Origin of the sequence: Kaistella soli, assembly GCF_019038595.1 — a bacterium.
Taxonomy (GTDB): domain Bacteria; phylum Bacteroidota; class Bacteroidia; order Flavobacteriales; family Weeksellaceae; genus Kaistella; species Kaistella soli.
In genome coordinates, this window is the sequence record NZ_JAHOPF010000003.1 from 505,170 (window position 1) to 530,191 (window position 25,022).

A 25,022-nucleotide genomic window follows, 5' to 3' on the forward strand; every position below is an offset into this window, starting at 1 on the left:
CATGTCCGAATTGAAAATGAAGAATTTTAAATTATTGAATGCAGCAGCAGCCGTTTTTGTTTTTGCTGTTCTTATACAGTGTAAAAAAGACAGTGAAATTTCCGGACAGATTACCAATTCCGTTCAGCCGACGGTTGATTCGCTCGCTGTAAAGGATTCAGCAGTAAAGGTAGAAAATCCACAACCGCAGATTAGCTATAAAGCTTTTATTTTCCCGGCCAAGAAGAAAGATTCCGCAATGAAAGCTTTCAACCAAGCATATTCCGCTGATGAGCGTTACGTTATTCTGGCTCTCAACCGTCTTGATTCCAAGAACAAATGGAGAGCTGATACTTTGGCTGTCCCCGATAAAATCGACAAAACGCTGATGTCCTATTCGCCGTTTCCCGCCAATGTTGAAATGTTGAAAGACGTTAAAAAAATGGTATTTTTTTCCTACCCAATTCAGGCCTATTCTTTATACGAAAACGGAAAACTCATTAAGTGGGGACCCACCAGTATGGGGAAAAAAACCGCCCAGACCAAACGGGGACTTATGTTCGCGAACTGGAAAAAGGAACTTGCTATTTCTACCGTAGACAGCGAATGGAAATTACCATATAATGTAAATGTCCACAATACATTAGGAATTGGCTGGCATCAGTACGATTTACCAGGATTTCCTGCCTCACATTCCTGTTTGAGACTGCTTATGGATGACGCAAAGTATCTCTACAACTGGGTTGATATCTGGATTCTGAATAAAAACGGAGCCACGCTGAAAGCGAACGGTACACCGGTGATCGTCTTTGGTGATTACAAATGGGGAGGTAAAAAACCATGGAAAAATCTGATCGCTGATTCCAAGGCCAATGATATTTCCGTAGAAGAACTTGATGCTATTATTGAACCTCATCTTTCTAAAATTCTTGAAGAGCAGAAGAAGAGGGAAGAGGTGCAGTCCCAGCTCACCGCAGTAGACACTTTACAGATGCCCGCGGCTTAAAGAGGATTTTGTTAAAAAAGTTCGAATAGTTTTTCTGTGTTAAATTCCCCAGAATTCCCTCTGCTATAATTTAATTAACTTTCAAATGTCAGAATGGATTCTTCCGCAAATTCGCGAAGTTTCTGCATTTCTAATTTGGCTTTATACTGCCCGTACCTGGTTGCTGCATACGTTGCTGCCAAACACAAAAGCGTGACTAATGACGCCGAGAACGCCCATGGAAAGTCATGGCTGTTAATCTGTTTTTCCACGAACCACACCGTGATAAAAACCATCCACAGAATGCTGAAAATAAAATAGAGGAACATGAAAAAAGTCCACACCGCACTGGTAGGCCCGAAAACACCGCGGATCACGGTTTTATTTTCTTCTTCATCATGTTCCGTTCTCAGGGAGAGACAGGGTTTCCAATAAGTGTCGGATTCGCTTTTAACACTGATTATTGCTGTTTCAGAATTGATGCTGCCGGAGTAATGAGCTGATTTCTCCCGCAAAAAGTTTTTCAGCAGGACGGCATAATCTTCACGGCTGATGTCGGTGATGATCTTAAATCTGGGTCTCGCCCGAATATTGTCTAAAGCAGTTTGTTCAATTTGCATCCTGATAGGGTATTGGATCTTTTAATACCAGCTGAAAATTCAGTTTCTCCCCTTTTCTTTCTACCTCAAAATTAACCTTGGTTCCGTCCTCACTTTTCATTAAATCATTAATTTTCTGCAAAGTAAAATCGCCGGCTTTCCGTTTATTAATACTGAGTATTTTGTCATCTTTTCTTATTCCTGCCACATAGCATGGTGAATCCTTTCTGCATCCCGCCACCGAATATTTTGGTTTAAGCACGAAGCTGTACTGAAAACCTTCGCGGGAGTCATATACTTTGATCCCTTCACTGTCGGTGGTGTTTTTTTTCGTTTCCACTTTTACGAGATCGCTTTCCCAGGTCATTCCGTCATGCTGAATATCAAGGCCGCTTTTATTGAATAAAAAAGGATCTTCGAAATCTTTATTTTTTTTGAGGTAGATCCTGTTTTCAGGATAATTAAAAATAAGAGTGAAGCGGCGCATCACATCGCTGCCAATGGAGCCTTTTCTGTCGGGTACCAGTTTTAAGCTCTGGATGGAATATTCGTCCGGCATTGCAGTCAGAGGTTTTTCGAAGACGTAATCACCAATGTACAGGCGGTGGATCCGGCTTCTTTTTCCGAAGATATCGCCGTTGAAACCCTGTCCCAGATAATCGTCAATATTCGGGCGGTTGTATACAAAATCTTTGATGAGTTTTGGGAACAGCCATACGGCATCACTGTTTCCCAGATCCACCAGCATTTTTGAGTCCACTTCGGCGGAGGTCATTTCGACGCCTGCTATAAGGTAAGGTTTGTTGCCTTCAATGGTGATTGGGAATTCCTTATATCTTCTGCTGCGTTTTGTGAACGCTTTTTCATCATTATAAACCGTTATTTTTTTGGTGATGTAATCAATTTCTACCGGATGGTTTCTAAAAAACTGGTAACCGATGATTCCGTTCACGGGAATGCCAACATGCGAGGAAAAATTAATGCTTTCGTCTAAAATTATAAAAACGGTATGGTTGAAATCTTTAAAATTTTTTCCGATGTTAACGATGTTATTATCGGAGCGTAAACCTTCAATTTCCCGGCTTTCGCCCAAACCTGAAAATTTTATTTTTTCAATATCATTAAAATTGACTTCCTTATTATCGAGGCTGAAAAGAATGGTTTCGCTGACACCGGAATCCAGAAGAAAGGTCAGATCAACGCCATTGATATTCAGAGGGACAAAAATCAAATTATTGATGAGCTGAAAAGGAATGACGGTTTTTTTCTGGTCTGAAATTTCAAACCCTTTCTGCGCAGCGGAAAACGCAAAAACAAAAAGGAAGGCAATTTTGATGAATTTCATATAATGAAGATACAATTTTCTTATGAAACTGTTATTTAATTTCGAAAAATTTCAATGGAACAGAAATTAAAAAATCCTAAATTTGTTCTATGCAAAACGAAGAAAGAACAGAAAAATTCAGACAGATCGTCGAGAATAAATTCCAGATCTACAACTCACTTTTCATGAGTCTGCCCTACGATAAAATGACCAATATCGGGATGCTGCTTCCATTTTTATATGAAGAAAGCAAAGCCGGTTACGAACATGGAAAAAGCCCGGAAGAAATCGTGGAAGAATTTTTCAGCAAACATACTGAACTGCAAACTGAGGATCAGAAAACCGAACTGCTGTTCAAGATCATACAGTATATCGAAAGGCAGGTGGTGCTGTTCGACAGCATTGAAGATGCTGCTTTCACCGAACTGCATTCTGAAAGTGAAGCCGGCACTCTTCTTCATCTTCACGAAAGAGCACAGCAGGAACATCAGCTTGAGGCGACGCGCAACAAGATGAAAGATTTTGCGGTAAAAGTGGTTTTTACGGCGCACCCTACGCAGTTTTATCCCAATTCGGTGCAGCGGATTCTGCACGATCTGCGTTCGGCTATTATGAAAGATTCAGTGACCGATATCGATATGCTTCTGCAGCAGCTGGGTAAAACTCCGTTTTTAAACCGGGAGAAACCAACGCCGCTCGATGAAGCAATGAGCATTATTTTTTACCTTAGATATGTATATTACGATTCTATCGGAGAGCTCTACAGAAAGATTAAAAATGCTTTTGGAAACCCGCATTTTGTTCCCCATCAGGATATTTTTCAGCTTGGATTCTGGCCAGGAGGCGACCGCGACGGAAATCCTTTCGTTACTGCTGAAATCACTCAGAAAGTTGCACAGGAACTCTATTCTTCGATATTGAAATCGTATTACGAACATCTCAAAAATCTGAGAAGAAGACTCAGTTTCAGGGGCGTTTCTGAAGTTTTGGAAACATTAAGTCATGAACTTTACGATGCCATTTTTAAAGATAAAGATATTACCGCCGAGCAGATTTTAAACAGAATTAGTGAAGCTGAAAAAATACTTACCGGTCAGCACAACGGGCTTTTCAAAAATCTTCTGGAGGATTTTAAAGACCGGGTAAAAATTTTCGGGACTCATTTTGCAACGCTCGATATCCGCCAGGACAGCAGGATTCATCAAAATGTGATCGATGAAATTATCGCGGCAAAATCGGGGTTGAATTCAGAAAATATTTCTACCAAGGATAAACTGGATTGGCTTTTGGAAACCGATGTCGTTTTAAATCCGAATGATTTCGAAGGCATTACCAAAGATACGCTTGAAAACATTTATAACATCCGTAATATCCAGAAAAAGAACGGAGAAAGAGGTATGAGCCGCTATATTATTTCCAATTCTGACGGTATTAAAGATGTGCTGAATGTATACGGGCTTTTCAGGCTCTGCGGTTATAGTGAAGAAGAAATCAATTTGGATATTGTTCCGCTTTTCGAAACGATGGATGGTCTGGATGCCGGTGAAAATGTCATGAAAGAACTGTATGAACTTCCGGCGTACAGAAAGCATCTGGAAAGGAGAGGAAATGCACAGACGATTATGCTTGGCTTTTCTGACGGCACCAAAGACGGAGGTTACCTGAAAGCGAACTGGGAAATTTACGAAACCAAGGAGCAGCTGACGAAAATTTCGGATGAAAACAATATTAAAGTCATTTTCTTTGACGGACGCGGCGGTCCGCCTGCAAGAGGTGGCGGAAAGACTCACGATTTCTATGCCTCACAGGGAAAAACGATTGCGAACAATAAGATAGAACTTACGATTCAGGGACAGACGATTACCAGTGTTTTCGGGAATAAAGATCAGGCAAAATATAATTTTGAACAGCTTTTAACGGCTGGTATTGAGAACGACGTCTTTAAAAATTCAAAAAAGGATCTGACGGAGAAGGAAAGACATCTCATTCAGGAACTGGCGGAAATCAGCTTTCAGAAATATTCCGCTTTGAAAGCACATCCGATGTTTGTGCCATATCTGCAGGAAATGAGTACGCTGGAATATTACGGAAGAACCAATATCGGCAGCCGACCGAGCAAAAGAGGCGGGACCAATGAACTGAAGTTTGAGGATCTCCGTGCAATTCCTTTTGTAGGTTCATGGAGCCAGCTCAAACAGAATGTCCCCGGGTTTTTCGGGTTTGGATTTGCTTTGAATGAACTTAAAAATAAAGGCAGGTTTGATGAGGTACACGCACTATACAAAGGTTCCGACTTTTTCAAAACTTTGGTTTTGAATTCCATGATGAGTATGAATAAATCGTACTTCCCGCTCACGTATTACATGAAAAACAATCCGAAATTTGGCGGCTTCTGGAATATCCTGTTTGAAGAATATGAACTTTCCAAATCGCTGATGCTGGAACTTACCGGTTTTAAGTTGCTGATGGAAGAGGAACCGCTTTCAAGAAAATCGGTAAAAATCAGGGAGAAAATTGTGCTTCCGCTATTGAGCATCCAGCAATACGCGCTGATGAAAATTCAAAAAGAGGAAGGCAACCGGGATGCGTACGAAAAACTCGTCATGCGTTCGCTGTTCGGGAATATTAATGCGAGCAGGAATTCGGCTTAAAATATCATAATATGAAAGCCTCCAACACCCGTGTTTTTAAAATGTCTTTTGCCAGTGTTTATCCCCACTATATCGCAAAAGCGGAAAAGAAAGGCCGCACAAAAGCTGAGGTCAACGAAGTTATTTTGTGGCTTACCGGTTACAGTGAATCAATGCTTCAGGAGATTCTGGATCATAAAACCAGTTTTGAAGATTTCTTTAGTCAGGCGCCACAGCTTAATCCCAATGCGGCAAAAATTACAGGGGTGATCTGCGGCTACCGTGTGGAAGAAATTGAAGATCTGCTGATGCAGAAAATCCGTTATCTGGATAAACTGGTGGACGAACTTGCAAAAGGAAAAGCCATGGAGAAGATATTGCGGGTATAGAAAAAGGGCTTGGTATGCAGATTTCTCTACGATTAGCTATATAATAAATTTTTTATCACAAGACCTTCTTCGGAAGGTCTTTTCATTGGTGGTTATGGTTGCTTTCGATTTTCCAGATTTTTCTTTTGGACAATAATCCCTCAAAGGTTTGACGCCGGTAAAATCATGGTTTTAAACGATATGAAATAGGGTTAAAAACGAGGCTGTTTTTGTGTCAGATTGCGTAGCTTTATGTTTTGTATGCTGCTTCATAACAGTGTGTTCATAAAGCAAAACGGGGAAGCTGAAAACCGAACAGAGTAGGCTGAAATTAAAATTCTAAATCATGCCTAAGTATGTAATCGAAAGAGAATTTCCGGGTGCAGGAAAACTGAGTCCGGAAGAACTGAAAGCAATCTCACAGAAATCCCGTGAAGTATTAGACAAAATGGGGCCACAAATTCAGTGGGTTCAAAGCTATGTCACCAATGATAAGATTTACTGTGTTTACAATGCCCCGAACGAAGAGATGATACGTGAGCACGCAGCTCAAGGCGGCTTTCCTGCAAATTCAGTGAGCAAAGTCTCCACCATTATAGATCCTGTAACGGCTGAATAATTCGGTGATGCTAGGATTTGACTCCATTTAAATCCAATTGAAAAACATTTTAAACAAAAACCGATAAAAAAAAGACCTTCATGTGAAGGTCTTTCGTTTGCTACTGTTTGATGAGTTTTTCGATATACTCATTTTTATCGGTCTTTATCTTTACAAAGTAAACGCCTTTACTGAAACGTTCGATGTTATTGGTTTTTTCATTCGCGAGGGCATGAACTTTTCTCCCTAAAGCATCGTAGATTTCCACCGATATGACCTTTTCTGAAGTGTTGATGGTGAAGCTGGTAGAGACAGGGTTTGGATAAACCGAAATCTTTGAAATCTTACCGTTTTCAGCACTGGCTAACTGCGCTTCTGTTAAGGATTTTCCGAAATTTAAAATTCCATAACCCATCTGGGGTGTTGTTGAAGGGTATAGCGAGGCGTTTTTACGGAGAATATTCCGCACGTCTGCCAAAGGTTTTGTTGGGACAGCCTGAAGAAGACAGGCTACACCTCCTGCCGCCAAAGGCGTAGCGAAAGAGGTTCCGCTGCTTGTCGTGGCACTGTTGTTATAAGCCATTGCGGTACTGGTGCCGCGGGCACTTGCATCTGGCTTTATGAGACCGACTGCATTAGGACCATAAGAAGAAAAAGAAGAACTGGCGCCAGTAGAAGTTACCCCACCCACGGTGAAAACCTTTTCATTATCAGCAGGAGTAATGATGTAATGCCATGCATTCTGCGCTTCATTTCCGGCAGCTGCGAGAACAAAAATTCCTTTTTCTGTGGCGATCTGCGCTGCTCTTGCAATGAAAGAAGTGGTTCCGTTCATATCTGAATAAAGCAAGTTGTAACGCGGATCATCAAAGTCATAATATCCAAGAGAGGTTGAAATTACATCTACGCCTTTTCTGTCGGCTTCTTCTGCTGCTTCGGTCCAGTAGATAAGCTCTTCCGGTTTTTCGTTGACACCGTCTTCAGAAGCATAAAGATAAAAATCAGCATCAGGAGCGGACCCTACATAAGAATTTGCGATATATCCGGCGATCACTCCCAAACAGTAAGAACCATGATTGTTGAGCGAAGTATTGTAAATATCGGTGCTTTTATTCACAAAATTATAGCCGCCTTTGATCTGTCCGTTGTTGCGGATACGCGCATAAGCAGATCCAGTATTCACCGTTGGGAAACCGGTATCAATTACTGCAATGGTTACGCCGGCTCCTGTATATCCTGCGATATGAAGCGGACGGACGTTGATCTGGTTGATTTGTGCCAATCCGGTACCATAGTTAAAATCGGTTTTTCCTGTGGTACTGTTGAACAGCTCGAATTTATCTGTTTTTTTTACCGATTCTTTGCCGCCCCCTGAAGGATGTTTGATAAATCTTTCTACAGACTGTACGTAAGTCTGCGCCTGAAGCGTGGCAATCTGTGCTGCAGTGGCATTTACGGCCACACCGTTCATCCATTTTGAATAATCTGTTACGGTAAATCCAAGATTTCTGATGTTCTGGATATATGCGGATTCGATAGGTGCATCCTGATCATTGAGTGCAATTCCGAGCCGTGTTCTGCGGTCAAGTGATTTCTGGTCAAGTTCTGAAAGCGGGTTGGCATAAAACGCTGCTTTGTTGGGTTTGTCTTTAAAGAAGACAAAAACCAGTTCGGTCTGTGCACCGGCATATGCGAAAACAAAAAGGATAAAAACCGATAGTATTTTTTTCATGTTGTAATTTTATTGAACTGGGACAAAATTAAAAAAAATGTTGAAAATTATGCAAATGAATTCAATTTATATTTAGGTTATGGTAATTAAACTTTGATTGTGTTCCGTTTTCAGTAAATTGATTGTAGTTGTTCGTTAGTTATTGGTAAAAATTAAAATTTCAAATTCCTGAAAGACAGAAATTTAATGATTATGTGAAAGGATTGCGAAAACTATCAGGGTTTTAGTTTTCTTAAAAATTTAATTTTCTTAAATTTGAGCAAATATTTTTATGAAACCGCTGAGCATAAAAATGACGGAGTGATCCGCTCTGCACTCTTGCGGTTGCATATCGAAAGAAAAAAGAAAAAATACGTATGAAAAAAATTCAGATGGTTGACCTTCAAAGTCAATATTATAAGATAAAAGCAGATGTAGACAATGCAGTTTTAAATGTTTTGGATTCTGCCGCATTTATCAACGGCCCAGAAGTAAAATCTTTTCAAACTGAACTTGAGACCTATCTGGATGTAAAACACGTGATTCCGTGTGCAAACGGAACCGACGCACTCCAAATCGCACTGATGGCGCTTGATCTTAAAGAAGGTGACGAAGTAATTACCGCTGACTTTACTTTTGCAGCTACCGTAGAGGTAATTCATCTGTTGAAACTGAAATCGGTTTTGGTGGATGTGGATTATGATACGTTTACCCTCGATATCAATCAACTGAAAGCTGCTATTACCCCGAAAACAAAAGCTATTATTCCGGTTCATATTTTTGGTCAGTGTGCCAATATGGAAGAAATCCTGAAAGTAGCGAAAGAGCATCACTTGGCGGTTATTGAAGACAATGCTCAGGCTATCGGCGCCGACTTCACTTTCTCTGACGGAACCGTTAAGAAATCCGGAACGATGGGAATTATGGGGACCACTTCTTTCTTTCCATCTAAAAACCTTGGCTGTTACGGCGACGGCGGTGCTATTTTTACCAATGATGACGAACTTGCCCATAAACTCCGCGGCATCGTAAACCACGGCATGTACGAAAGATATTATCATGATGAGGTTGGGGTAAACTCCAGGCTGGACAGTATTCAGGCGACGGTTTTGAGAAAAAAACTACCGCTTCTGGATACGTATAACGAAGCAAGAAGAAAGGCTGCGGATTATTATGACGAGGCTTTTGCCCATCACCCGAATATTTTAACACCGGAAAGAGCGGAATATTCCACCCACGTTTTCCACCAGTATACACTAAGAATCCAGAACGGGAAGAGAAATGAACTTCAGCAGTTTCTGGCTGAAAAGGAAATTCCTGCGATGATTTATTATCCGGTGGCTTTAAGAAAACAGAAAGCCTATTTTCAGGAAAGTGATGACCACGATTTCGTGAATACTGACAGACTTTTAGGTGAAGTGATCTCGCTTCCAATGCATACAGAACTTGATGAAGAACAGCTGAAATATATTACCGATGCGGTTCTGGAGTTTATGAAATAAACTCAAATTCCTCAATAAGTTTAAACCCATCACCACACATCCAGCATGACCATACTCGTAACAGGCGGCCTCGGCTATATCGGTTCGCACACCGTTGTAGAACTTTTAAAGAATAATTTTCAGGTCATCATTGTAGATGATATGTCCAATTCTGAAAAGTTCATCTTAGATAATATTGAAAAAGTAGCGGGCAAGAGACCGGTGTTTTTTCCTTTCGATCTGAAGAGGAAGGAACTTCTGGGTCAGGTTTTCGATGCTTATGAAATCGACGGGTGTATTAATTTTGCAGCGTACAAAGCTGTAGGTGAAAGCCAGGAAAAACCGATAGATTATTATGAAAACAATCTGTTTTCACTGATCAATATCCTTCAGGAATTCAAAACAAGAAATATATCCAATTTCATTTTCAGTTCGTCGTGCACCGTTTACGGACAGGCAGACGAACAGCCGATTGACGAAAACACCCCGCTGAAAACTCCGGAATCATCGTACGGGAAAACCAAGCAGATGGGCGAGGAAATTCTGAAAGATTTCGCGACGGCTCATCAGCGAAAGATTTCGCTTTTAAGATATTTTAATCCCATTGGTGCGCATCCAACGGCTTTGCTGGGTGAACTGCCGATCGGTGTTCCAAACAATCTGGTTCCTTATGTTACTCAAACCGCATCAGGAATCCGGGAGAAACTCAATATCTGGGGTAATGATTATGACACTGAAGACGGAACTGCAATCCGTGATTATATTTATGTGGTAGATCTCGCAAAAGCACATGTCAAAGCTTTACAGAAGCTGATTGCTTCCAATGAAGAAACGGTGATTGATATTTACAATCTTGGAACCGGAAAAGGGTCTTCAGTTCTGGAAGTGGTGGAGGCTTACGAAAGAGCCAATAACGTTGAGGTTCCGTATCAGATTTGCGAAAGAAGGGCAGGAGATATCACTATCGCTTATGCCAACGCCGATAAAGCAGAAAAGGAGCTGGGCTGGAAAGCGGATACTTCTTTGGAAGAAGCACTGCGAACCACCTGGGAGTGGCAGAAGTATCTGGAAACCAGAAATAATTAACCCCTAACACCTCCTAAATTAGAATAAAAATGATCCCGTTCAAAATCTGAACGGGATCATTTTTTTAAATCATGAAGCGGAATTCTTTCTACATTGGTCCTTGCTGGTCATCATCACCTGATGAATTGCTGTTGATGTCTTTTTTCCTTTTAGGTTGTTCTACTTTTTCTCCCTGTTTAAATCTGTAAGTTAACGAAAGGCTGAACTGTCTTGGCTGCCACTGCATTTCCATATCACGTGTAAACTGTGCATTGTCTGAGTAGTTGCTCATTTTTCTGGTGTTGAAAATATCCCTTACGTTGAAACCAATGGTCCCGCTTCCTTTCCAGATGGTTTGTGAAGCTCCGAAATCGAAACCATACATTGCTTTTCTGTTATTCATTGCAGTTTTTTCTCCTGCTCTGTAGAAACTCTGAACTTGCAGACTTAAATTCTTATTAGGCTTGAACGTGTTGTTGAAACGGATTCTGTAAGAAAAACCGTCACCCGAAAAATCGTTAAGTGTTCTGGGATTGTCCGGGAAAAGATTAAAAGTTCCTTCATTTTTATAGCCGTACAAATCAGTTGAAAGCATAATTTTCCACCATTTGAAAGGGTCATAAGTTGCATTCATATCCAAACCGTAATTGGTTTCGGTACCGATGTTATAGGGGATGGTATTGATTGCACCTGTGTCATCCACAAACTGATATCTGTTTTGCTCATCCTGTGATTTCTTAAAATAGATAGTCGGATTAAAACTGATTTTACTTTTCGATAAGCTATAACCCAGTTCGAATGAATTTTCGTATGTAGGGTTCAGATCCGGGTTTCCACGGAAATAATTTCTGTCGTCATCAAATGACATGAACGGAATGAGTGAAAAGGCTCTCGGTCGGTTAATTCTTCTGGAATAATTCAATAACAACTGATTGTTTTTATTGAGTTCGTAGCTTAAAAATACTGATGGGAAGAATTCCGTATAATTTTTCTTTACTTCCGGCTGCTGGATGGCCGCTCCTGTAAGCTGATCATATTTCAAAAAATTAATGTCGATTGCAGAAGTCTCACTTCTTAAGCCTAACTGATAGCCTAATTTTTCACCAAGTTTACTTTTGAACTGAGCGTAAAGTCCTAAAATATTTTCGGAATAGACAGTGTTGCTGGTAAAATCATATCTTGTATAAAATGCTCCGCCATCGTTGCTTTGATTGACGAAATAGTCATAAGTATTTTTATTGTAATCATACCGCGCACCGGCTTCTAATTTAGATTTTTCACCTATCGGAAGTTCATAATCGGCTTTTCCGATAAAAGTATTACTTTTTGAAGATGTGGTAACGTTATTAACTGAGTTTCCTGTTGGCTGAAGAATACTTTGTACAAAAGTGTTTTGAACAATCTGGCTATTGCCGTCAGTTTTATTGTTCTGATAACTTCCGGAAATATTCAAAAGCTGTCCGTTGTCACCAATTTTCTGGTCTAAACCAAAATCAAATTGGTTGGCGAAATTCTTACTGTCTCCATAACTGTTTCTTTCCCTGTCGATGTTATTGAAAAAAGAAGAGCTGCTGTAAACTTTTTCTGCGTAATTGTTAAGGGTATTCGAATTATTATTAAAACTTCTGATCATTCCTGATAAATTAATAGAAGTTTTATCACTGATATCATGTACCAGACCTGCCGTTAAATTATAATTCTCTCCTGTCCGCTCGCTTTTACCTGTTTGGTTTGAGTATTGAGTGAAAGGAAAAGCTTCTGCGCTGAGATTATTAATATCATCTTTCCTCGTGGTGATGTTTTTGCTGCTGCTTTCATTTTCATTGTAGCCTCCGCCGCCGTTTACATACCAGGTCCAGTTGCCTTTTCTCCAATTCAGGTTAGCGTTCAGGTTAGTTCTTGGCAAGTATCCTAAAGTACCGGTTACCGTACCGTTGAACCCCATTTTTTTATCTTTTTTCAGGATAATATTAAGGATTCCGGCAGTTCCGGATGCTTCAAATTTAGAAGAAGGATTGGTGATAACTTCAATTCTTTCAATTTGATCTGCCGGGATAGACTGCATTGCGTTCGCACCGTCATCAATCCCGAGCAGGGAAGAAGGCTTTCCGTTAATTAAAAATTTTACATTGGTATTGCCTCTCATCGAAACTGTACCGTCTGTATCAACAGAAACCGAAGGCACGTTGGCTAAAACATCCTGCAGGTTACCGCCTTTTGCGACAATGTCTAAAGAGGGATCATAAACCTTTTTGTCGATTTCTACCCGGTACGCTTTCACTGCCTGGGCAGTAATGGTAACGCCCTGGATATCCTGGGTTTTCGTATTGGTAGCTGATCCTTCAGCTTCCACGGTGAAATTACCGAGGTTGCCTGCAGTGGTGATCTGCTTATTTAAAGTTACTTTTTTAAAATCAATGGCTTCCACTGTAATCGCGTAAGCTCCCGGAACCAGTGCGAGCCGGTATTCCCCTTTTTCATCTGTTAAAACTGCATCACTGAAAAGTTTGTTGGCTTTGCTGCTGAAGCTTACGGATGCATAGGGAACTGCCACATTGTGCTTGTCAACAATTTTTCCTGTTACATTTGCTTTTTCCTGTGCAAAAGCAAAACTTGCGGCTCCGAGAACAAATACCAAACCTAAAGTCCTCTTTCTGATCATTGATGAAATCTCAATCTTGTCTGTCATATTTATAGTTTATACCTATACTGATTACTTTTTGCGCCATTAGTTAAATAAATGTTTGTTTAAAGGCATTTAAAATAACCAGTAAAAGTGTTTAAATTTTACTTGTTATTGAATTTGAATGGATTATAAAAAATCTTAATTGATATGTTTTGAATTCAGCCATGCCTGATAATCGCGGGCATTTTTGGCGTGTTCGGTATCACTCGCGGTGAAGCGGTGAAAACCAAACCGGTCCGGGTCTGCCGCCATATAAATAAAATTATTCTTTTCAGCATTCAGTACCGCATCCACAGAGTTCTTATCCGTTACGCAAATCGGTCCCGGGGGAATTCCGGCATTTGCGTAGGTGTTGTAAGGAGAGGGATGTTTAAGATGCTTATAAAGCACTCTTTTGATCGGGGTCGTAAAATTGGAATCTTTGTTAATAGCGTAGATTACTGTAGGATCGCTCTGAAGTTTCATTCCTTTGTGGTAGCGGTTCAGGTAGAGACCTGCTATGGTTTTCTGCTCGTCAGGTTTTCCGCCGGATTCTTTATAAACGATAGAAGCCAGTGCATAGATCTGATCTCTTGTCAGGCCGCTTTGCGCTTCTTTGGCTTTTCTTTCGGCGGTCCAGAAGCCGTTGTATCCGTCTTCAAATTTTTTGAAAAACTCTTTCGGAGTGACGGTCCAGAAGAAGTTATAGGTATCGATAAAGAAATATTTCTTAAGATCTTCGGCATTTTTATAGCCCTTCTGAACTGCAATATTATTAAGATCAGCGGCGAATTTCAGGGAATCCAGTTCAGTTTTTTTGGTCACGCGTCCCACCATTTGGTAGACGTCGCCGAAATCTCCTATTCTGTACGTGTTTTCGGTCTGGTTTCCGGCTTTGATCATATTGACCAAATCGGTATTTCCGGTTCCTGATTTAATGCGGTAACGGCCGGCTTTGAAAATGGTATTCAGATGTTTGCTTTTCGCTACTTCGGCAAACTGCTCTTTATTTTTAAGGTAAGGCGCAACAGAATCGAGAATCGAATTGAAATTTGCAGAATGAGGAATTAAAACATAACCTTCTTTTTCGACATTATTCCCGTAATATTTGCTGTAATAATGATAGCCGTAATAACCGCCGACCAACAGAATAAGCAGTGCAATAATGGCAAAGAGTGTACCTCCTTTTTTCATAAACTTTCTACTGTCTTTTATTTTTTAAACTACCGTTTTCCTACCAACTGATTTTCCCTTTGAAAACCTGTTTTGCGGGGCCTTCGAGCCAAACATTACTGAAAGAATCTCCATCCTGATTGGCGTAGACTTTTAAATTTCCGCCTAAGACCTTCACGTCGACTGAATTTTTGTGCCTGTCTTTCATGAAAACCAGGGCAGAAGCTGTGGCACCTGTTCCGCAGCTGAACGTTTCGTCTTCCACGCCGCGTTCATAGGTTCTTACAAAGATTTCGCTGTCTGAAACTGCTTCAACAAAATTTACATTGATTCCTTCCTGTCTATAAGTAGCAGAATTTCTTATTTCGTTACCATTCCGGTAAACTTTATAATTCTGAAGGTCGTCCACAAACTGTACGAAATGCGGCGAACCTGTATCCAGAATGGAATTGTCACCATCTTTCCGGATGAGATCAACATCAATCATTTTCAGTTTTACGATGCCACCGTTGATTTCGGCTTCGTGAATTCCGTCAATGGCTTCAAACTTTGTTCTGTCTTCAAAAACATCGAGGAAATGGGCAAAAGCGACCAGACATCTTCCTCCGTTTCCGCACATGGTGCTCTCGTTTCCGTCGGAATTATAATATACCATTTTGAAATCGGTATGGTCGCTGTTTTCCAGCAAAATCAATCCGTCACCGCCAATTCCGAAACGGCGGTCACAGAGTTTTGCGATAAGGTCTTTTCCTTTGGGAAACTGCAGGTCGCGGTTGTCGATCATTACGAAATCGTTTCCTGTTCCCTGATACTTGTAAAATTCCATATAATTCTGCATAAAAAAAGCGGAAAATGCCGCTGCTGGTTGGACCTGCAAAGATACTTAAATCCCGCAGTTTTTTTAATTGACCGGATGTTAAATTAATCACAAAAACGCAGTGTTTTGCGGGTAAGGGCTTAATTTTCAAACGGGTGAATGCGGGTGCTTTTGACGTTTTAATGAGATGGCGATGTGGCTTTTGAATGTTTGCTCCATTCCATATAACCAATCACCGCCATCACTGTGAAAACCAAATACTGTACTGAGGTAATTCCCAAACCTTTGTAAATCATCATTGGGATGCATATTAAATCACCAATGATCCAGAAGATCCAGTTTTCAGTTTTTCTTTTTGCCATGAACCACATCCCGACGAGGAAGATCGCGGTGGTTAACACGTCGAGCCAGTTTGCCCAATCGAGATGATTCAGGCCTAAGGTGACGTTCAGCATTGAAAATTTATTGTCGATAAAAGGTTTGTAATAGTAAACGGCAGTCACCAGGATCAAACTCAGCACAAACAGAATTGCCGCAAAAATCCATTCTTTCTTCTTCGCCGGTGAAACTTCCACGTGAATGTGGTCTTCAGAACTTTTTGCCCACAGCACCCAGCCGTAAATGCTCATTACGGTGTAATAGAAATTGATCATCATATCACCCAGGAGCCCGAATTTGAACAGGATGTAGACGTAAAGTGCCGTAGAAACAATTCCTGTCGGATATACCCAGATATTTTTTCTGATGGAAAAGTACACGCTCAGCAGACCGAAAAGCGCTGCAGTGAATTCTAGGATGATTTCGTAAGTTTCGTAAGAGGCGTAGGGTTTCAGGAAGAGTTCGTAGAAATTCATGTTTTCAAAGATAAATATTTTTACGGGTAAAAACGTTTTTGTTATTTCCCTATGGAAATCAGAATTTTAGGCGGTGTCTGTTAAATTCAGGAAAAGAAATTTTGCGGAAAATAGTTAATCATTGCTAAATTTTTATATTTTTGGAAATCTTAAAAAATTAAAAATGTCGAATCTTTGGAGAACGAAACCCCTGAAACAACTGATGGCAGAAGCCGATGAGTCTGAGAAGGGCCTTAAAAAAACACTTTCTTCCGCATCCCTTGTTGCTCTGGGTATCGGAGCAATTATCGGAGCCGGACTTTTCTCAATCACCGGAATGGCCGCAGCCAATTATGCAGGTCCCGGAATTATGATTTCCTTTATTATTGCCGCGATTGGCTGTGCATTTGCCGGTTTGTGTTATGCTGAATTTGCATCGATGATTCCTGTTGCAGGAAGTGCATATACTTATTCTTATGCCACGATGGGCGAGTTTATCGCCTGGATCATCGGCTGGGATCTGGTGCTGGAATATGCTGTAGGAGCGGCCACCGTCGCGTCAAGCTGGAGCGGCTATCTCGGAAAGTTTTTCCATTCCTTCGGTGTTGCTCTGCCGGAGACCCTTATTACGACTCCTTTTGATATCACTTCAACGGGCGCTTCCGGAATTATCAACCTTCCGGCGGTTTTCATTGTACTGATCATGTCTTTGATCCTCATTAAAGGTACGAGCGAATCTGCGAAGGTCAATACGGCCATCGTTATTCTGAAAGTAGCCATCGTTATTATTTTTATCGTAGTTGGATTCAAATATGTAAAAGCGGAAAACCTTACCCCGCTGATTCCTGAAAACACCGGCAAATTCGGAGAGTACGGGTGGTCCGGTATTATCAGGGCCGCGGCAGTTGTCTTTTTTGCGTATATCGGTTTTGACGCCGTTTCCACTGCAGCACAGGAAACAAAAGATCCTAAAAAATCAATGCCTATCGGTATTATGGGCTCGCTTCTCATCTGTACCGTTCTGTATATCATCTTCGCCTATGTGATGGTGGGAGTGGTTCATTACAAAGCGTTTGCAGCCGGCGGCGGATCAGATCACCTGGCTCCTGTAGCGATTGCTATTGAAGCGATGGGAGATGTAGTCAACGGAAAAGTAGTTCCTGCTTATCCATGGTTAAATACCACCATTATTTTAGCGATTCTGCTTGGGTATGCGTCCGTGATTCTGGTAATGCTTATGGGACAGAGCCGGGTATTTTACTCGATGAGTAAGGACGGTCTGCTTCCAAAAGTTTTCAGTGAAGTGCACCCGAAATACAGAACTCCCTATAAATCCAATTTATTCTTTCTGGTATTTGTGAGTCTTTTTGCAGCGTTTATTCCGGGAAGAGTTGTAGGTGAAATGACGAGTATCGGAACTTTATTTGCGTTCATTCTGGTTTGTGTTGGGGTGCTTGTTCTGAGAAAGACGCAGCCTGATGCGCCAAGAGCGTTCAGAACACCTTTGGTTCCGCTTATTCCTGTATTGGGTATTTTAGTATGTTTCGGAATGATGGCTTTCCTTCCTTTCGATACCTGGATCCGTTTGGTCTGCTGGATGATGATCGGTCTGGATGTCTATTTATTCAGAGGGATTAAAAACTCGTTCCTCGGTAAAGCGAACAATACCACCAACGATCCTAAAAACTACTCGGTTACCGCGATCTCAGGAGCTGCATTAACGCTGGTTCTGGCGGTGCTGGCGTTCCTTCACCATCAGAATGCAGAAACCGATGACAGCGGATTAATTGCTTTCTCGGTTGTGATGATCATTGTTCACACCATTCTTTATGGATATTACTTCATCAAGAACAAAAAATAAATCAATAAACTATGGAAATTTCCCGTCATTTATGGCGGGATTTTTTATATATTTCTGATTCAATAATCTTCCTATGAGAAAAATTTTCTATCTGTCTTTTTTAATGATAATCAGTTTAGGTTTTGGCCAAAAAGCCGAGATCCAGACTTTACTGAAAGATAAAATTTCCATCCGGGCGCTTCAGCTCTGGGACGGAAAAGTGTGGTATTCCGGAACGGATTCCAAATTCGGGTATGTGAGTCTTAAGGATACAGCGGACAAGAAGCAAATGAGGCTTTCAAATGAGAATTTACAGTTCAGAACTTTGGCGCAGACAAAATCCAGTTTCTACGCGATTAATATTGGCTCTCCCGCCAAATGGTTTACGGTTCAGAAGAGTGATTTGAAAGTAAGCCTCAACATGACAGATTCAACCAAAACTGCCTTTTTCGATGCTTTCGTTTTTGATTCTGCTAAAGACCGCGGAATTGCAGTCAGTGATCCTAATGAAGACGGAAGCGGCAAGAATCTGATATTTACCAATTTAAATAAAAGCACTCCCAAAGCGAATTTCCCACAATATTTCCCTGGCGAAGCACATTTCGCGGCCAGCAACTCCAATATCGCAATGGCCGGAAATTGGGTTTGGGTGGCCACCGGTGGCTCTAAAGCAAGGATTTTCAAGTTTAACTGGAATCGTCCGTTCTCCTGGAAGGCTATCGAAACTCCTTTTATTCAGGGTACCTCCTCACAGGGCATTTATTCCATTGATTTCTATGATAAGAAATTCGGAATTGCGGTGGGCGGCGATTACACCAAACAGGCAGAAAACATCAACAATATCGCAACCACGCACGACGGCGGAGAAACCTGGCAGATTCAGGCTTCAGGGAAAAATGCAGGTTATAAAACCTGTGTGAAAATCCGTCCGAAATCGAAAGGGAAAGACATGATTGCCGTTGGCGACCAGAATATCGAATTCTCCCAGGATTACGGAAAAACCTGGACAAAGATCTCCGATGAAAAAGGGCTTTATGTGTGCGAATGGATTGATGCAAACACTTTGGTTTTTGCCGGAAAAGACCGCATTGTGCAAATGACACTGCACTGACCAGACTTTTTCAGTCAAGAAAAACTTAATCTTCAAGCGTGGTGAGGCGAGCATTCATCTGCGCGCAGGCCGCCTGTTACTCCCCCTGCATGCCCGCCCACAGATACGCTGCCGAAAATTCTTCCTTCATCACTGAAGACTGGTTGGGTGCTGCAAACTTCAGGCAGCCTATGATCAGCAGCCAGCCTCCCGCTGCATCCACCGGGAAGATCCAGTCCTGAGAAGGAAGCGCGGAAATTCCACTGATATCCAACTCCAGTTTTGCCAGCACCTTTACGGGCACAGCCTCTTTATTAAAATCGGCAGAAAGCGCGATGAGGGTGAGCACTGCTGAACCGGTGTTTTTTGGCGGTATGATTTGGTTTTTCCATTTCAGTTCGGGGAGGTGGACTTTCATTTCACCGGCTGCTTCCATTTCAAAAGCGGGAAAGAAGTTCGTGCAGCTTTCCCATTCTAATTTGGGGTTAAAGGAAAAACCAGCCAGAGCCTGGGGATTTCCGAAACCGGTACCTGTTTCTTCACTGATGCCGTTATCGCCGGTAACCGTTTTCCTGATTCTCGCGCGGTGCTTTGCTGCAAAATACTGCGGAGCAGGGACTCCAAGCATGCGGAGGACCTGAAGGCGGAATGTCTTTTCCCGGCTGCTTACCAGCCCGAAAACGCCGGCAGCAGCTTTGGTCTGGGCGGTCTGTTTTATCCCGTCGGGTCTTGCCCTTACGAATTCGCGGCCGCCATCATTTACAAAAACAACGTTGCGAATGGCACCACTCAGGCTGCCGTTTTTTTTAACTCTTGCCATGATTTTTTTTCATATCTTTAGTTTTTGGTAAAGCATACGGGGTACTTTCTTCAAAACCCTCCGCTCCGCCTTCAGTAAAGATACAGTATAAATTAATTAAAACTCCAATAAAAATCCAATAGTTTATTAGACTTATATTGGACTTTTATTGGAGTTTTATTGGACTTGGGTACTACGGTGCATATACAGTGGACGAACATACCCTTAATTAACCCACAACATGCCTTTTCCTGAACGCACGATACCGGTTACTCCATAAATCCTGATCTAACTATGCATATATATAACTGTAATGAAAGAATTGGTCTGAGCGCTCTGAGACTGTCAGGAAAGTTCCGAAGGGGAAGCTCATTCGCAGCACAGCGCCTTTGAGTATTCTGATGCCACGTTTTATAAAATGTAAAGTTGGGTTCCGGTGAAAACAAAGTTCTGTACATGATATTTTTATTATCTTTAGGTTTGAAAATCAGCATGCTATGAAATGGAAAGCTACCTTGGTTAAATACCGCGATGCAGACCGGATTGCAGTAGAATTTGAAAAGGACCCGGAACTCATCCGAAGGATCAAGCTCATTCACGATGCCCGCTGGAATCCTGCGAAAAAGTACTGGCATATTCCGGATACTTCTGAAAACAGAGCAAGGTTCAGGCTCGTACAAAAGGAAGACACCGAACCTTCTGCGGAAGGGCAGGAGCAACTCCGCCAGTTTATCCGCTGGCTTTCTGCGAAGAGATACAGCAGCAACACCATAAAAACCTACTCTGAATCTTTACGGTTATTTTTAATTTATTTCCGCATGAAAGCGGTTTCCGAAATAACGAATGCAGATGTGATGGATTTTAATCATGATTATATTTTAAAAAACAGATTTTCTGCTTCTTACCAAAATCAGTTCACCAGTGCGATCAAGTTATATTTCCGCACCATCCGAAATACCAATATTGAGGTGGATAAAATAGAGCGGCCGAAAAAGAATAAAATGCTGCCCAACGTGTTGAGTAAAGAAGAAGTAAAGCTCATCCTGGAAGCCCACGCCAATCTGAAGCACAAAACGATGCTATCCCTGATCTACAGCTGTGGTTTGCGCTGCAGTGAATTACTGCAGCTAAGGCCGGGGGATATTGATTCTAAAAGGAATATTGTTTTCATTAAAGAGGCAAAAGGAAAAAAGGACAGAATAACGTCTTTGTCTCCAAAGATTTTAGTCCTACTGAGGACTTATTACGCGCTTTACAAGCCAAAAACCTATCTGTTTGAAGGTAAGGAGCGGGGGAGTATGTATTCTGCAAAAAGTCTTCAGAGCGTACTGAAGCAGGCCTTAGAAAAAGCCAGGATCAAAAAGCCCGTGACCTTGCATTGGCTTCGGCACAGCTACGCTACCCATTTGCTGGAGAGCGGAACAGACCTGCGTTATATTCAGGAGCTGTTGGGACATAACAGCAGCAGAACTACGGAAATCTATACGCATGTGAGTACAAAGAATCTGCAGCAAATAAAAAGTCCTTTTGATGATTTATAAAGAAAAAAAATATATCTTAGAGGACAGAAATAATGTCTCACGACTTTCAGACCAATCCCTACAAAATATGTTGTATTTGTCTGACAAAGTAGGACATATATACAAGTTAGCTGCAACTTAAGAAAATAAAAACGCAAATGAAAAATACCTTTTCTAATAAAATTTACAATTGGACCTTAATTTTTATAACTTTTGCTTTTGCAATTTATCAATTATATTGTCTTTTTTCACGATTTCCATTCGTATCAAATTATTTTGATGCAGTTTTTAATTTAGCTCTTGCATCAATTGCTTTATATTCTCTGGGAAATTTAAAAGTGGCTGGAGAAAAATATTCTTTTCTATTTATAATTGGATATCTAATATTATTTCCAATAAGCTACTATATACAGTATTTCAGTAGAATCATTAAATATGACTTTTCGACTGTTGAATTCTCTTTTCCTATTATTCATTTGATCTTTGCTGCTGGTGCTCTACTTCTTTATTTTGGAATTAAATTCTCAAAAAAAACGATAACTGAAAGAATTGACAATTTTGGATTTACTTCAATAATTATTGGAATTTATTTAATCATACAAAGGTTTATTAACATTTTTGATTTCGGTTTCAATTATTCTATTGTAAAATTTGTTTTTATAATTTTAATTCCTTGTACAATCATTTTCATTGGAAATAAATTAAAAACTAACTCTATGAAAGCAAATAATGGAATAGTTCTAAATTTATTCTTGTTAATTCTGTTCTACTTTTTAATATATTATTAAAGAAGCTTCAGCTAACATCATATTGGCAATAGTGCGGAGGAAGCGCAAGTTTAACCATTTTAGATGTTCCGAAGATTATTTTATAATAAGAAACTTTCCGCGTTAAAGCTGCACCATCGCCAATACTCGGACCGTTGTGCGTCATTTTAAATACAACTAACATCAAATAAATCAATGTCAGAATACACTTCAATTTACGGCTACATAAAAGTTGACAGAGAGTATGAAAAAACTGTTAATTTTATAAAATCTATTGGAAAGGATGTCGAATATCCTTTCGTCAATACTAATATGTTTAGTTTTGGAGACTATGAAATTCCATACTATTATGAAAATATATTTTTGGGCTTCGCTTCATCATATAAGTATTTTGGTCTTGACTTAAGCGACTGGAACAAATTTATTCTAAAAATTGAAAATATCCTCAGAAACATTGATTTCGAGAGTGCCCAATTTCACGTAGAAAGTGCTATTGGTGACTTTACATTATATTGGGAAACACTAACCAAAAATTTCTTCACAGATGAAAAGGAGAATGATAAATTAGTTAGATTAATAAAAACTGATGAATGGTATTTTGGTTTCGGAAGAAGAGGAACATTCGTAGGGGATTTAGACGAAAACCAAATTTTTTACGATTATGAAGATTTGAGAAATTATCCAAATTTAAATTTTGTTTATCCAATACCAAAATAGAAAAAACGAACGCACAACAAGGGTTTTGCAATAGTGGGGCGAAACTGCAAAGTTCAACGGCAGTTCTTCGGTTCAACTTTTGTACAAAATTGAAGATTTGTGCTTCGATTGCCCCACCATCGCAAAGCCCCGAAACGTTGTACGCAATTGCTCGCCCCCGTTATCTGATAAATAGGATTAAAATTCAACCTGGAAACGGAAAGAGTTAAGGGATGTAAAAGAGGATCTTTTTCGTCAAGCCTTGCAAAGTTGGATTTGCTGAAAGTTTACTTTCAAAGCGGAGCCGCTTAAAAGGCTTGCCAAAGTTATAAGAAAAAATTGATAAAGTCAAGTTTTTTATTATGTAACTGACTTAACTCTAAAGTGTTGCAGGAATTTTAACGCTGATATTTTATAAAGCTGCGCCTATCATTACGGTCTGATAGGAGACAATTTTCTAAAATCATTTATCCGGATTCCGAAGTCGGCAACTGTAAACTGTTTTTGTTATCTTAGCAGAGAAACAAGCAACAGCGCACAACAAGTGATAGGCGCCATTGCAAGCAACGGCGCCTATCACCAACCGTTACCTACAATGCCATGAAAACCGTTATTAATTTATTGTTTTTTTTATTATTCATGATTTCCTGTAATGGAAAGAGTGATATAAAAGATAACGAAACTAAGCCAATTTTTATTCGAATTGGGTTTGAGCCAACGAATCGTAATCCGGCTGAAATTGCGGTGAATCTAAATAACAAATACTTGCTTTTCTATAGTCCTGATTCTCAAGAAATTCCTCCACCAAAAAATACAATCAATAATCGACTAACATACGAAACTTTCTTGAAGGAAACGCCCAAGATAAATCCACTATATTTAAAACTTAATGAAATAGAAATTAAGAATTTAGTTAACATAATTAGAGACTTTAAAGAAGAAGATTTTAAAAGTATAGAGTCACCACCAGAAGATGGTTTATGGACAAATTTTCTTATTGTTTATTCGGATGGAGTCGTAAAAGAAATGCATCCTCGAAATGCCCCCAATTCTAAACAAAAAATACTTTACAAACAAATTCTGAAATTTCTGATTGAAAAAAATACTGATAAATATAATACTGAAAATATTAAAATACTAAATTCATATAATTAAAAAAGCACTGTAGGTAACAAGATATTTCTACAAGCGGTATGAAGTTTTCTTCGGAGATTTTAGCGGTTAATTAAGTTTTTAGCAAGTAGAAATATATCGTATTTTTAGCCCGCCTGCAGAAATACCCAACCGTTAGCGGCAACCTTTGGCGACCGTGCAAACTTCAACCAACAGTGCAATAAAGACAATGATTAATTTAAACGGACACGACTACGAGAATTGGAAAGACTACTTCAAAACGACATTTGAGGAGACGAAAAAGTATGACCGTATTGAAGTGGGATTACACGGACAAACAATTATTGAAAAATATGTTCTGCTTGACAAGAGTGATAAAACAGAAATTGAAGTTGGCTATTTAGACGACACACTCATCTATTGGAAATTTGAAAATCCGCTAACACAAGGGTATAACAGACAACAGGAAGTTGAATATTTCTATCGTTACGACTTTACTCCCGGACAATCTTACGGAGACCCAGGACTTGAATTTATTGACATTAACGTTCAAGCAATTGACAAACAACTTAGAGAGGGACTAAAAGGCAAAGAAGTTCAATACTTCAAAGACGGACAACTTATAAAATCAAAGGTGTTCATTGTGTATAACAGTGACCAAGAAAGTTACCCCAACACAATTTACTTTACAAAGACAAGTGCTTGGCGAAAGTTTCGGGACATTTTTTCAAAGCCGAAAGACGAAGCTGAGTTACAGACAAAGGAAATTGATTTATCAAATATATTTGGCGGACTAAAATGATTGGAACATCACATCTTCGGACGGACAGTAAGGCAGCCGCTAATAACTAAGCTTTCGTTGGGCTTAAAAAGCCAACAATGAAAGTCCGTTGAACGGAAGCTCCGGTAGCTTTTCAGCAGCATTTTGGTCCTCTTATGGGGATATCGTTTTTAGAATTTAGAGATACA

Annotated in this window: 20 protein-coding genes; 12 read left to right on the forward strand and 8 right to left on the reverse strand. The window is 40.2% G+C overall.

Translation table 11 applies throughout. The features are described 5' to 3' along the window. Positions 1–16: 16 nt before the first annotated feature. Positions 17–985, forward strand: coding sequence for a L,D-transpeptidase (locus tag KSK37_RS08000; RefSeq protein ID WP_217200667.1), 969 nt, complete (start codon positions 17–19; stop codon positions 983–985). 74 nt (positions 986–1,059) lie between these two features. Here the strand turns inward: KSK37_RS08000 and KSK37_RS08005 are convergent, their stop codons facing one another. Both KSK37_RS08005 and KSK37_RS08010 read right to left on the reverse strand, forming a co-directional pair. Further along, positions 1,060–1,584 (reverse strand): hypothetical protein, encoded by a 525-nt coding sequence (locus KSK37_RS08005; protein WP_217200669.1) that lies wholly within the window; start codon positions 1,582–1,584, stop codon positions 1,060–1,062. Next, a complete protein-coding gene (locus KSK37_RS08010) occupies positions 1,574–2,908 on the reverse strand; it encodes an aspartyl protease family protein (RefSeq protein WP_217200671.1) in 1,335 nt (444 codons plus the stop codon). The genes KSK37_RS08005 and KSK37_RS08010 overlap by 11 nt, the downstream gene beginning before the upstream one ends. Positions 2,909–2,997: 89 nt before the next feature. Between KSK37_RS08010 and KSK37_RS08015 the strand changes: the two genes are divergently transcribed. From KSK37_RS08015 to KSK37_RS08025, 3 genes are all read left to right on the forward strand, one after another. After that, complete coding sequence (locus KSK37_RS08015; RefSeq protein WP_217200673.1) at positions 2,998–5,538, forward strand: phosphoenolpyruvate carboxylase; 2,541 nt, start codon at positions 2,998–3,000, stop codon at positions 5,536–5,538. 11 nt (positions 5,539–5,549) lie between these two features. Continuing rightward, complete coding sequence (locus KSK37_RS08020) at positions 5,550–5,906, forward strand: DUF2200 domain-containing protein (RefSeq protein WP_217200675.1); 357 nt, start codon at positions 5,550–5,552, stop codon at positions 5,904–5,906. A 325-nt stretch (positions 5,907–6,231) separates the two neighbouring features. Beyond that, positions 6,232–6,504 (forward strand): DUF4242 domain-containing protein, encoded by a 273-nt coding sequence (locus KSK37_RS08025; RefSeq protein ID WP_088359882.1) that lies wholly within the window; start codon positions 6,232–6,234, stop codon positions 6,502–6,504. Between the two features lie 100 nt (positions 6,505–6,604). On the opposite strand, the gene KSK37_RS08030 is transcribed toward KSK37_RS08025, so the two are convergent. After that, positions 6,605–8,215 carry a S8 family peptidase gene (locus KSK37_RS08030; protein WP_217200677.1) on the reverse strand — a complete coding sequence of 537 codons (1,611 nt, stop codon included), beginning with the start codon at positions 8,213–8,215 and terminating at the stop codon, positions 6,605–6,607. A 356-nt stretch (positions 8,216–8,571) separates the two neighbouring features. Here KSK37_RS08030 and KSK37_RS08035 point away from each other — a divergent pair, with 356 nt between their 5' ends. Together KSK37_RS08035 and galE are read left to right on the forward strand one after the other, a co-directional pair. Beyond that, entirely contained in the window at positions 8,572–9,696 is a 1,125-nt protein-coding gene (locus KSK37_RS08035; protein ID WP_217200679.1) for a DegT/DnrJ/EryC1/StrS family aminotransferase, read from the forward strand. A gap of 45 nt (positions 9,697–9,741) precedes the next feature. Further along, positions 9,742–10,761: a UDP-glucose 4-epimerase GalE gene (gene galE / locus KSK37_RS08040; protein WP_217200681.1), complete on the forward strand. Its 1,020-nt coding sequence runs from the start codon at positions 9,742–9,744 to the stop codon at positions 10,759–10,761. Between the two features lie 88 nt (positions 10,762–10,849). On the opposite strand, the gene KSK37_RS08045 is transcribed toward galE, so the two are convergent. From KSK37_RS08045 to pnuC, 4 genes are all read right to left on the reverse strand, one after another. Beyond that, positions 10,850–13,429 (reverse strand): TonB-dependent receptor domain-containing protein, encoded by a 2,580-nt coding sequence (locus KSK37_RS08045; protein ID WP_217200683.1) that lies wholly within the window; start codon positions 13,427–13,429, stop codon positions 10,850–10,852. 135 nt (positions 13,430–13,564) lie between these two features. Beyond that, complete coding sequence (gene mltG, locus KSK37_RS08050; protein WP_217200685.1) at positions 13,565–14,599, reverse strand: endolytic transglycosylase MltG; 1,035 nt, start codon at positions 14,597–14,599, stop codon at positions 13,565–13,567. 40 nt (positions 14,600–14,639) lie between these two features. After that, positions 14,640–15,404, reverse strand: coding sequence for a diaminopimelate epimerase (dapF, locus tag KSK37_RS08055; protein WP_217200686.1), 765 nt, complete (start codon positions 15,402–15,404; stop codon positions 14,640–14,642). A gap of 170 nt (positions 15,405–15,574) precedes the next feature. Beyond that, complete coding sequence (gene pnuC, locus KSK37_RS08060) at positions 15,575–16,249, reverse strand: nicotinamide riboside transporter PnuC (protein ID WP_217200688.1); 675 nt, start codon at positions 16,247–16,249, stop codon at positions 15,575–15,577. Between the two features lie 163 nt (positions 16,250–16,412). Between pnuC and KSK37_RS08065 the strand changes: the two genes are divergently transcribed. Then, positions 16,413–18,089, forward strand: coding sequence for an amino acid permease (locus KSK37_RS08065; protein ID WP_088359932.1), 1,677 nt, complete (start codon positions 16,413–16,415; stop codon positions 18,087–18,089). A gap of 73 nt (positions 18,090–18,162) precedes the next feature. Next, complete coding sequence (locus KSK37_RS08070; protein ID WP_246566327.1) at positions 18,163–19,179, forward strand: WD40/YVTN/BNR-like repeat-containing protein; 1,017 nt, start codon at positions 18,163–18,165, stop codon at positions 19,177–19,179. A gap of 76 nt (positions 19,180–19,255) precedes the next feature. On the opposite strand, the gene KSK37_RS08075 is transcribed toward KSK37_RS08070, so the two are convergent. Beyond that, positions 19,256–19,978 (reverse strand): hypothetical protein, encoded by a 723-nt coding sequence (locus tag KSK37_RS08075; RefSeq protein ID WP_217200690.1) that lies wholly within the window; start codon positions 19,976–19,978, stop codon positions 19,256–19,258. A 476-nt stretch (positions 19,979–20,454) separates the two neighbouring features. Here KSK37_RS08075 and KSK37_RS08080 point away from each other — a divergent pair, with 476 nt between their 5' ends. The 4 genes from KSK37_RS08080 (at position 20,455) to KSK37_RS08095 (ending at position 24,855) form a co-directional block, all read left to right on the forward strand. Then, complete coding sequence (locus tag KSK37_RS08080; RefSeq protein ID WP_217200692.1) at positions 20,455–21,498, forward strand: tyrosine-type recombinase/integrase; 1,044 nt, start codon at positions 20,455–20,457, stop codon at positions 21,496–21,498. Positions 21,499–22,439: 941 nt separating this feature from the next. Then, positions 22,440–22,961, forward strand: coding sequence for a hypothetical protein (locus KSK37_RS08085; RefSeq protein WP_217200694.1), 522 nt, complete (start codon positions 22,440–22,442; stop codon positions 22,959–22,961). 579 nt (positions 22,962–23,540) lie between these two features. Beyond that, entirely contained in the window at positions 23,541–24,095 is a 555-nt protein-coding gene (locus tag KSK37_RS08090; RefSeq protein WP_217200695.1) for a hypothetical protein, read from the forward strand. Positions 24,096–24,282: 187 nt separating this feature from the next. After that, complete coding sequence (locus tag KSK37_RS08095) at positions 24,283–24,855, forward strand: hypothetical protein (RefSeq protein ID WP_217200698.1); 573 nt, start codon at positions 24,283–24,285, stop codon at positions 24,853–24,855. Positions 24,856–25,022 lie beyond the last annotated feature (167 nt).

Coding starts and splice junctions, on each gene's coding strand:
- KSK37_RS08000 (WP_217200667.1), top strand. CDS start 17: ATGAAGAATTTTAAATTATTGAATGCAGCAGCAGCCGTTTTTGTTTTT.
- KSK37_RS08005 (WP_217200669.1), bottom strand. CDS start 1,584: ATGCAAATTGAACAAACTGCTTTAGACAATATTCGGGCGAGACCCAGA.
- KSK37_RS08010 (WP_217200671.1), bottom strand. CDS start 2,908: ATGAAATTCATCAAAATTGCCTTCCTTTTTGTTTTTGCGTTTTCCGCT.
- KSK37_RS08015 (WP_217200673.1), top strand. CDS start 2,998: ATGCAAAACGAAGAAAGAACAGAAAAATTCAGACAGATCGTCGAGAAT.
- KSK37_RS08020 (WP_217200675.1), top strand. CDS start 5,550: ATGAAAGCCTCCAACACCCGTGTTTTTAAAATGTCTTTTGCCAGTGTT.
- KSK37_RS08025 (WP_088359882.1), top strand. CDS start 6,232: ATGCCTAAGTATGTAATCGAAAGAGAATTTCCGGGTGCAGGAAAACTG.
- KSK37_RS08030 (WP_217200677.1), bottom strand. CDS start 8,215: ATGAAAAAAATACTATCGGTTTTTATCCTTTTTGTTTTCGCATATGCC.
- KSK37_RS08035 (WP_217200679.1), top strand. CDS start 8,572: ATGAAAAAAATTCAGATGGTTGACCTTCAAAGTCAATATTATAAGATA.
- galE (WP_217200681.1), top strand. CDS start 9,742: ATGACCATACTCGTAACAGGCGGCCTCGGCTATATCGGTTCGCACACC.
- KSK37_RS08045 (WP_217200683.1), bottom strand. CDS start 13,429: ATGACAGACAAGATTGAGATTTCATCAATGATCAGAAAGAGGACTTTA.
- mltG (WP_217200685.1), bottom strand. CDS start 14,599: ATGAAAAAAGGAGGTACACTCTTTGCCATTATTGCACTGCTTATTCTG.
- dapF (WP_217200686.1), bottom strand. CDS start 15,404: ATGGAATTTTACAAGTATCAGGGAACAGGAAACGATTTCGTAATGATC.
- pnuC (WP_217200688.1), bottom strand. CDS start 16,249: ATGAATTTCTACGAACTCTTCCTGAAACCCTACGCCTCTTACGAAACT.
- KSK37_RS08065 (WP_088359932.1), top strand. CDS start 16,413: ATGTCGAATCTTTGGAGAACGAAACCCCTGAAACAACTGATGGCAGAA.
- KSK37_RS08070 (WP_246566327.1), top strand. CDS start 18,163: ATGAGAAAAATTTTCTATCTGTCTTTTTTAATGATAATCAGTTTAGGT.
- KSK37_RS08075 (WP_217200690.1), bottom strand. CDS start 19,978: ATGGCAAGAGTTAAAAAAAACGGCAGCCTGAGTGGTGCCATTCGCAAC.
- KSK37_RS08080 (WP_217200692.1), top strand. CDS start 20,455: ATGAAATGGAAAGCTACCTTGGTTAAATACCGCGATGCAGACCGGATT.
- KSK37_RS08085 (WP_217200694.1), top strand. CDS start 22,440: ATGTCAGAATACACTTCAATTTACGGCTACATAAAAGTTGACAGAGAG.
- KSK37_RS08090 (WP_217200695.1), top strand. CDS start 23,541: ATGAAAACCGTTATTAATTTATTGTTTTTTTTATTATTCATGATTTCC.
- KSK37_RS08095 (WP_217200698.1), top strand. CDS start 24,283: ATGATTAATTTAAACGGACACGACTACGAGAATTGGAAAGACTACTTC.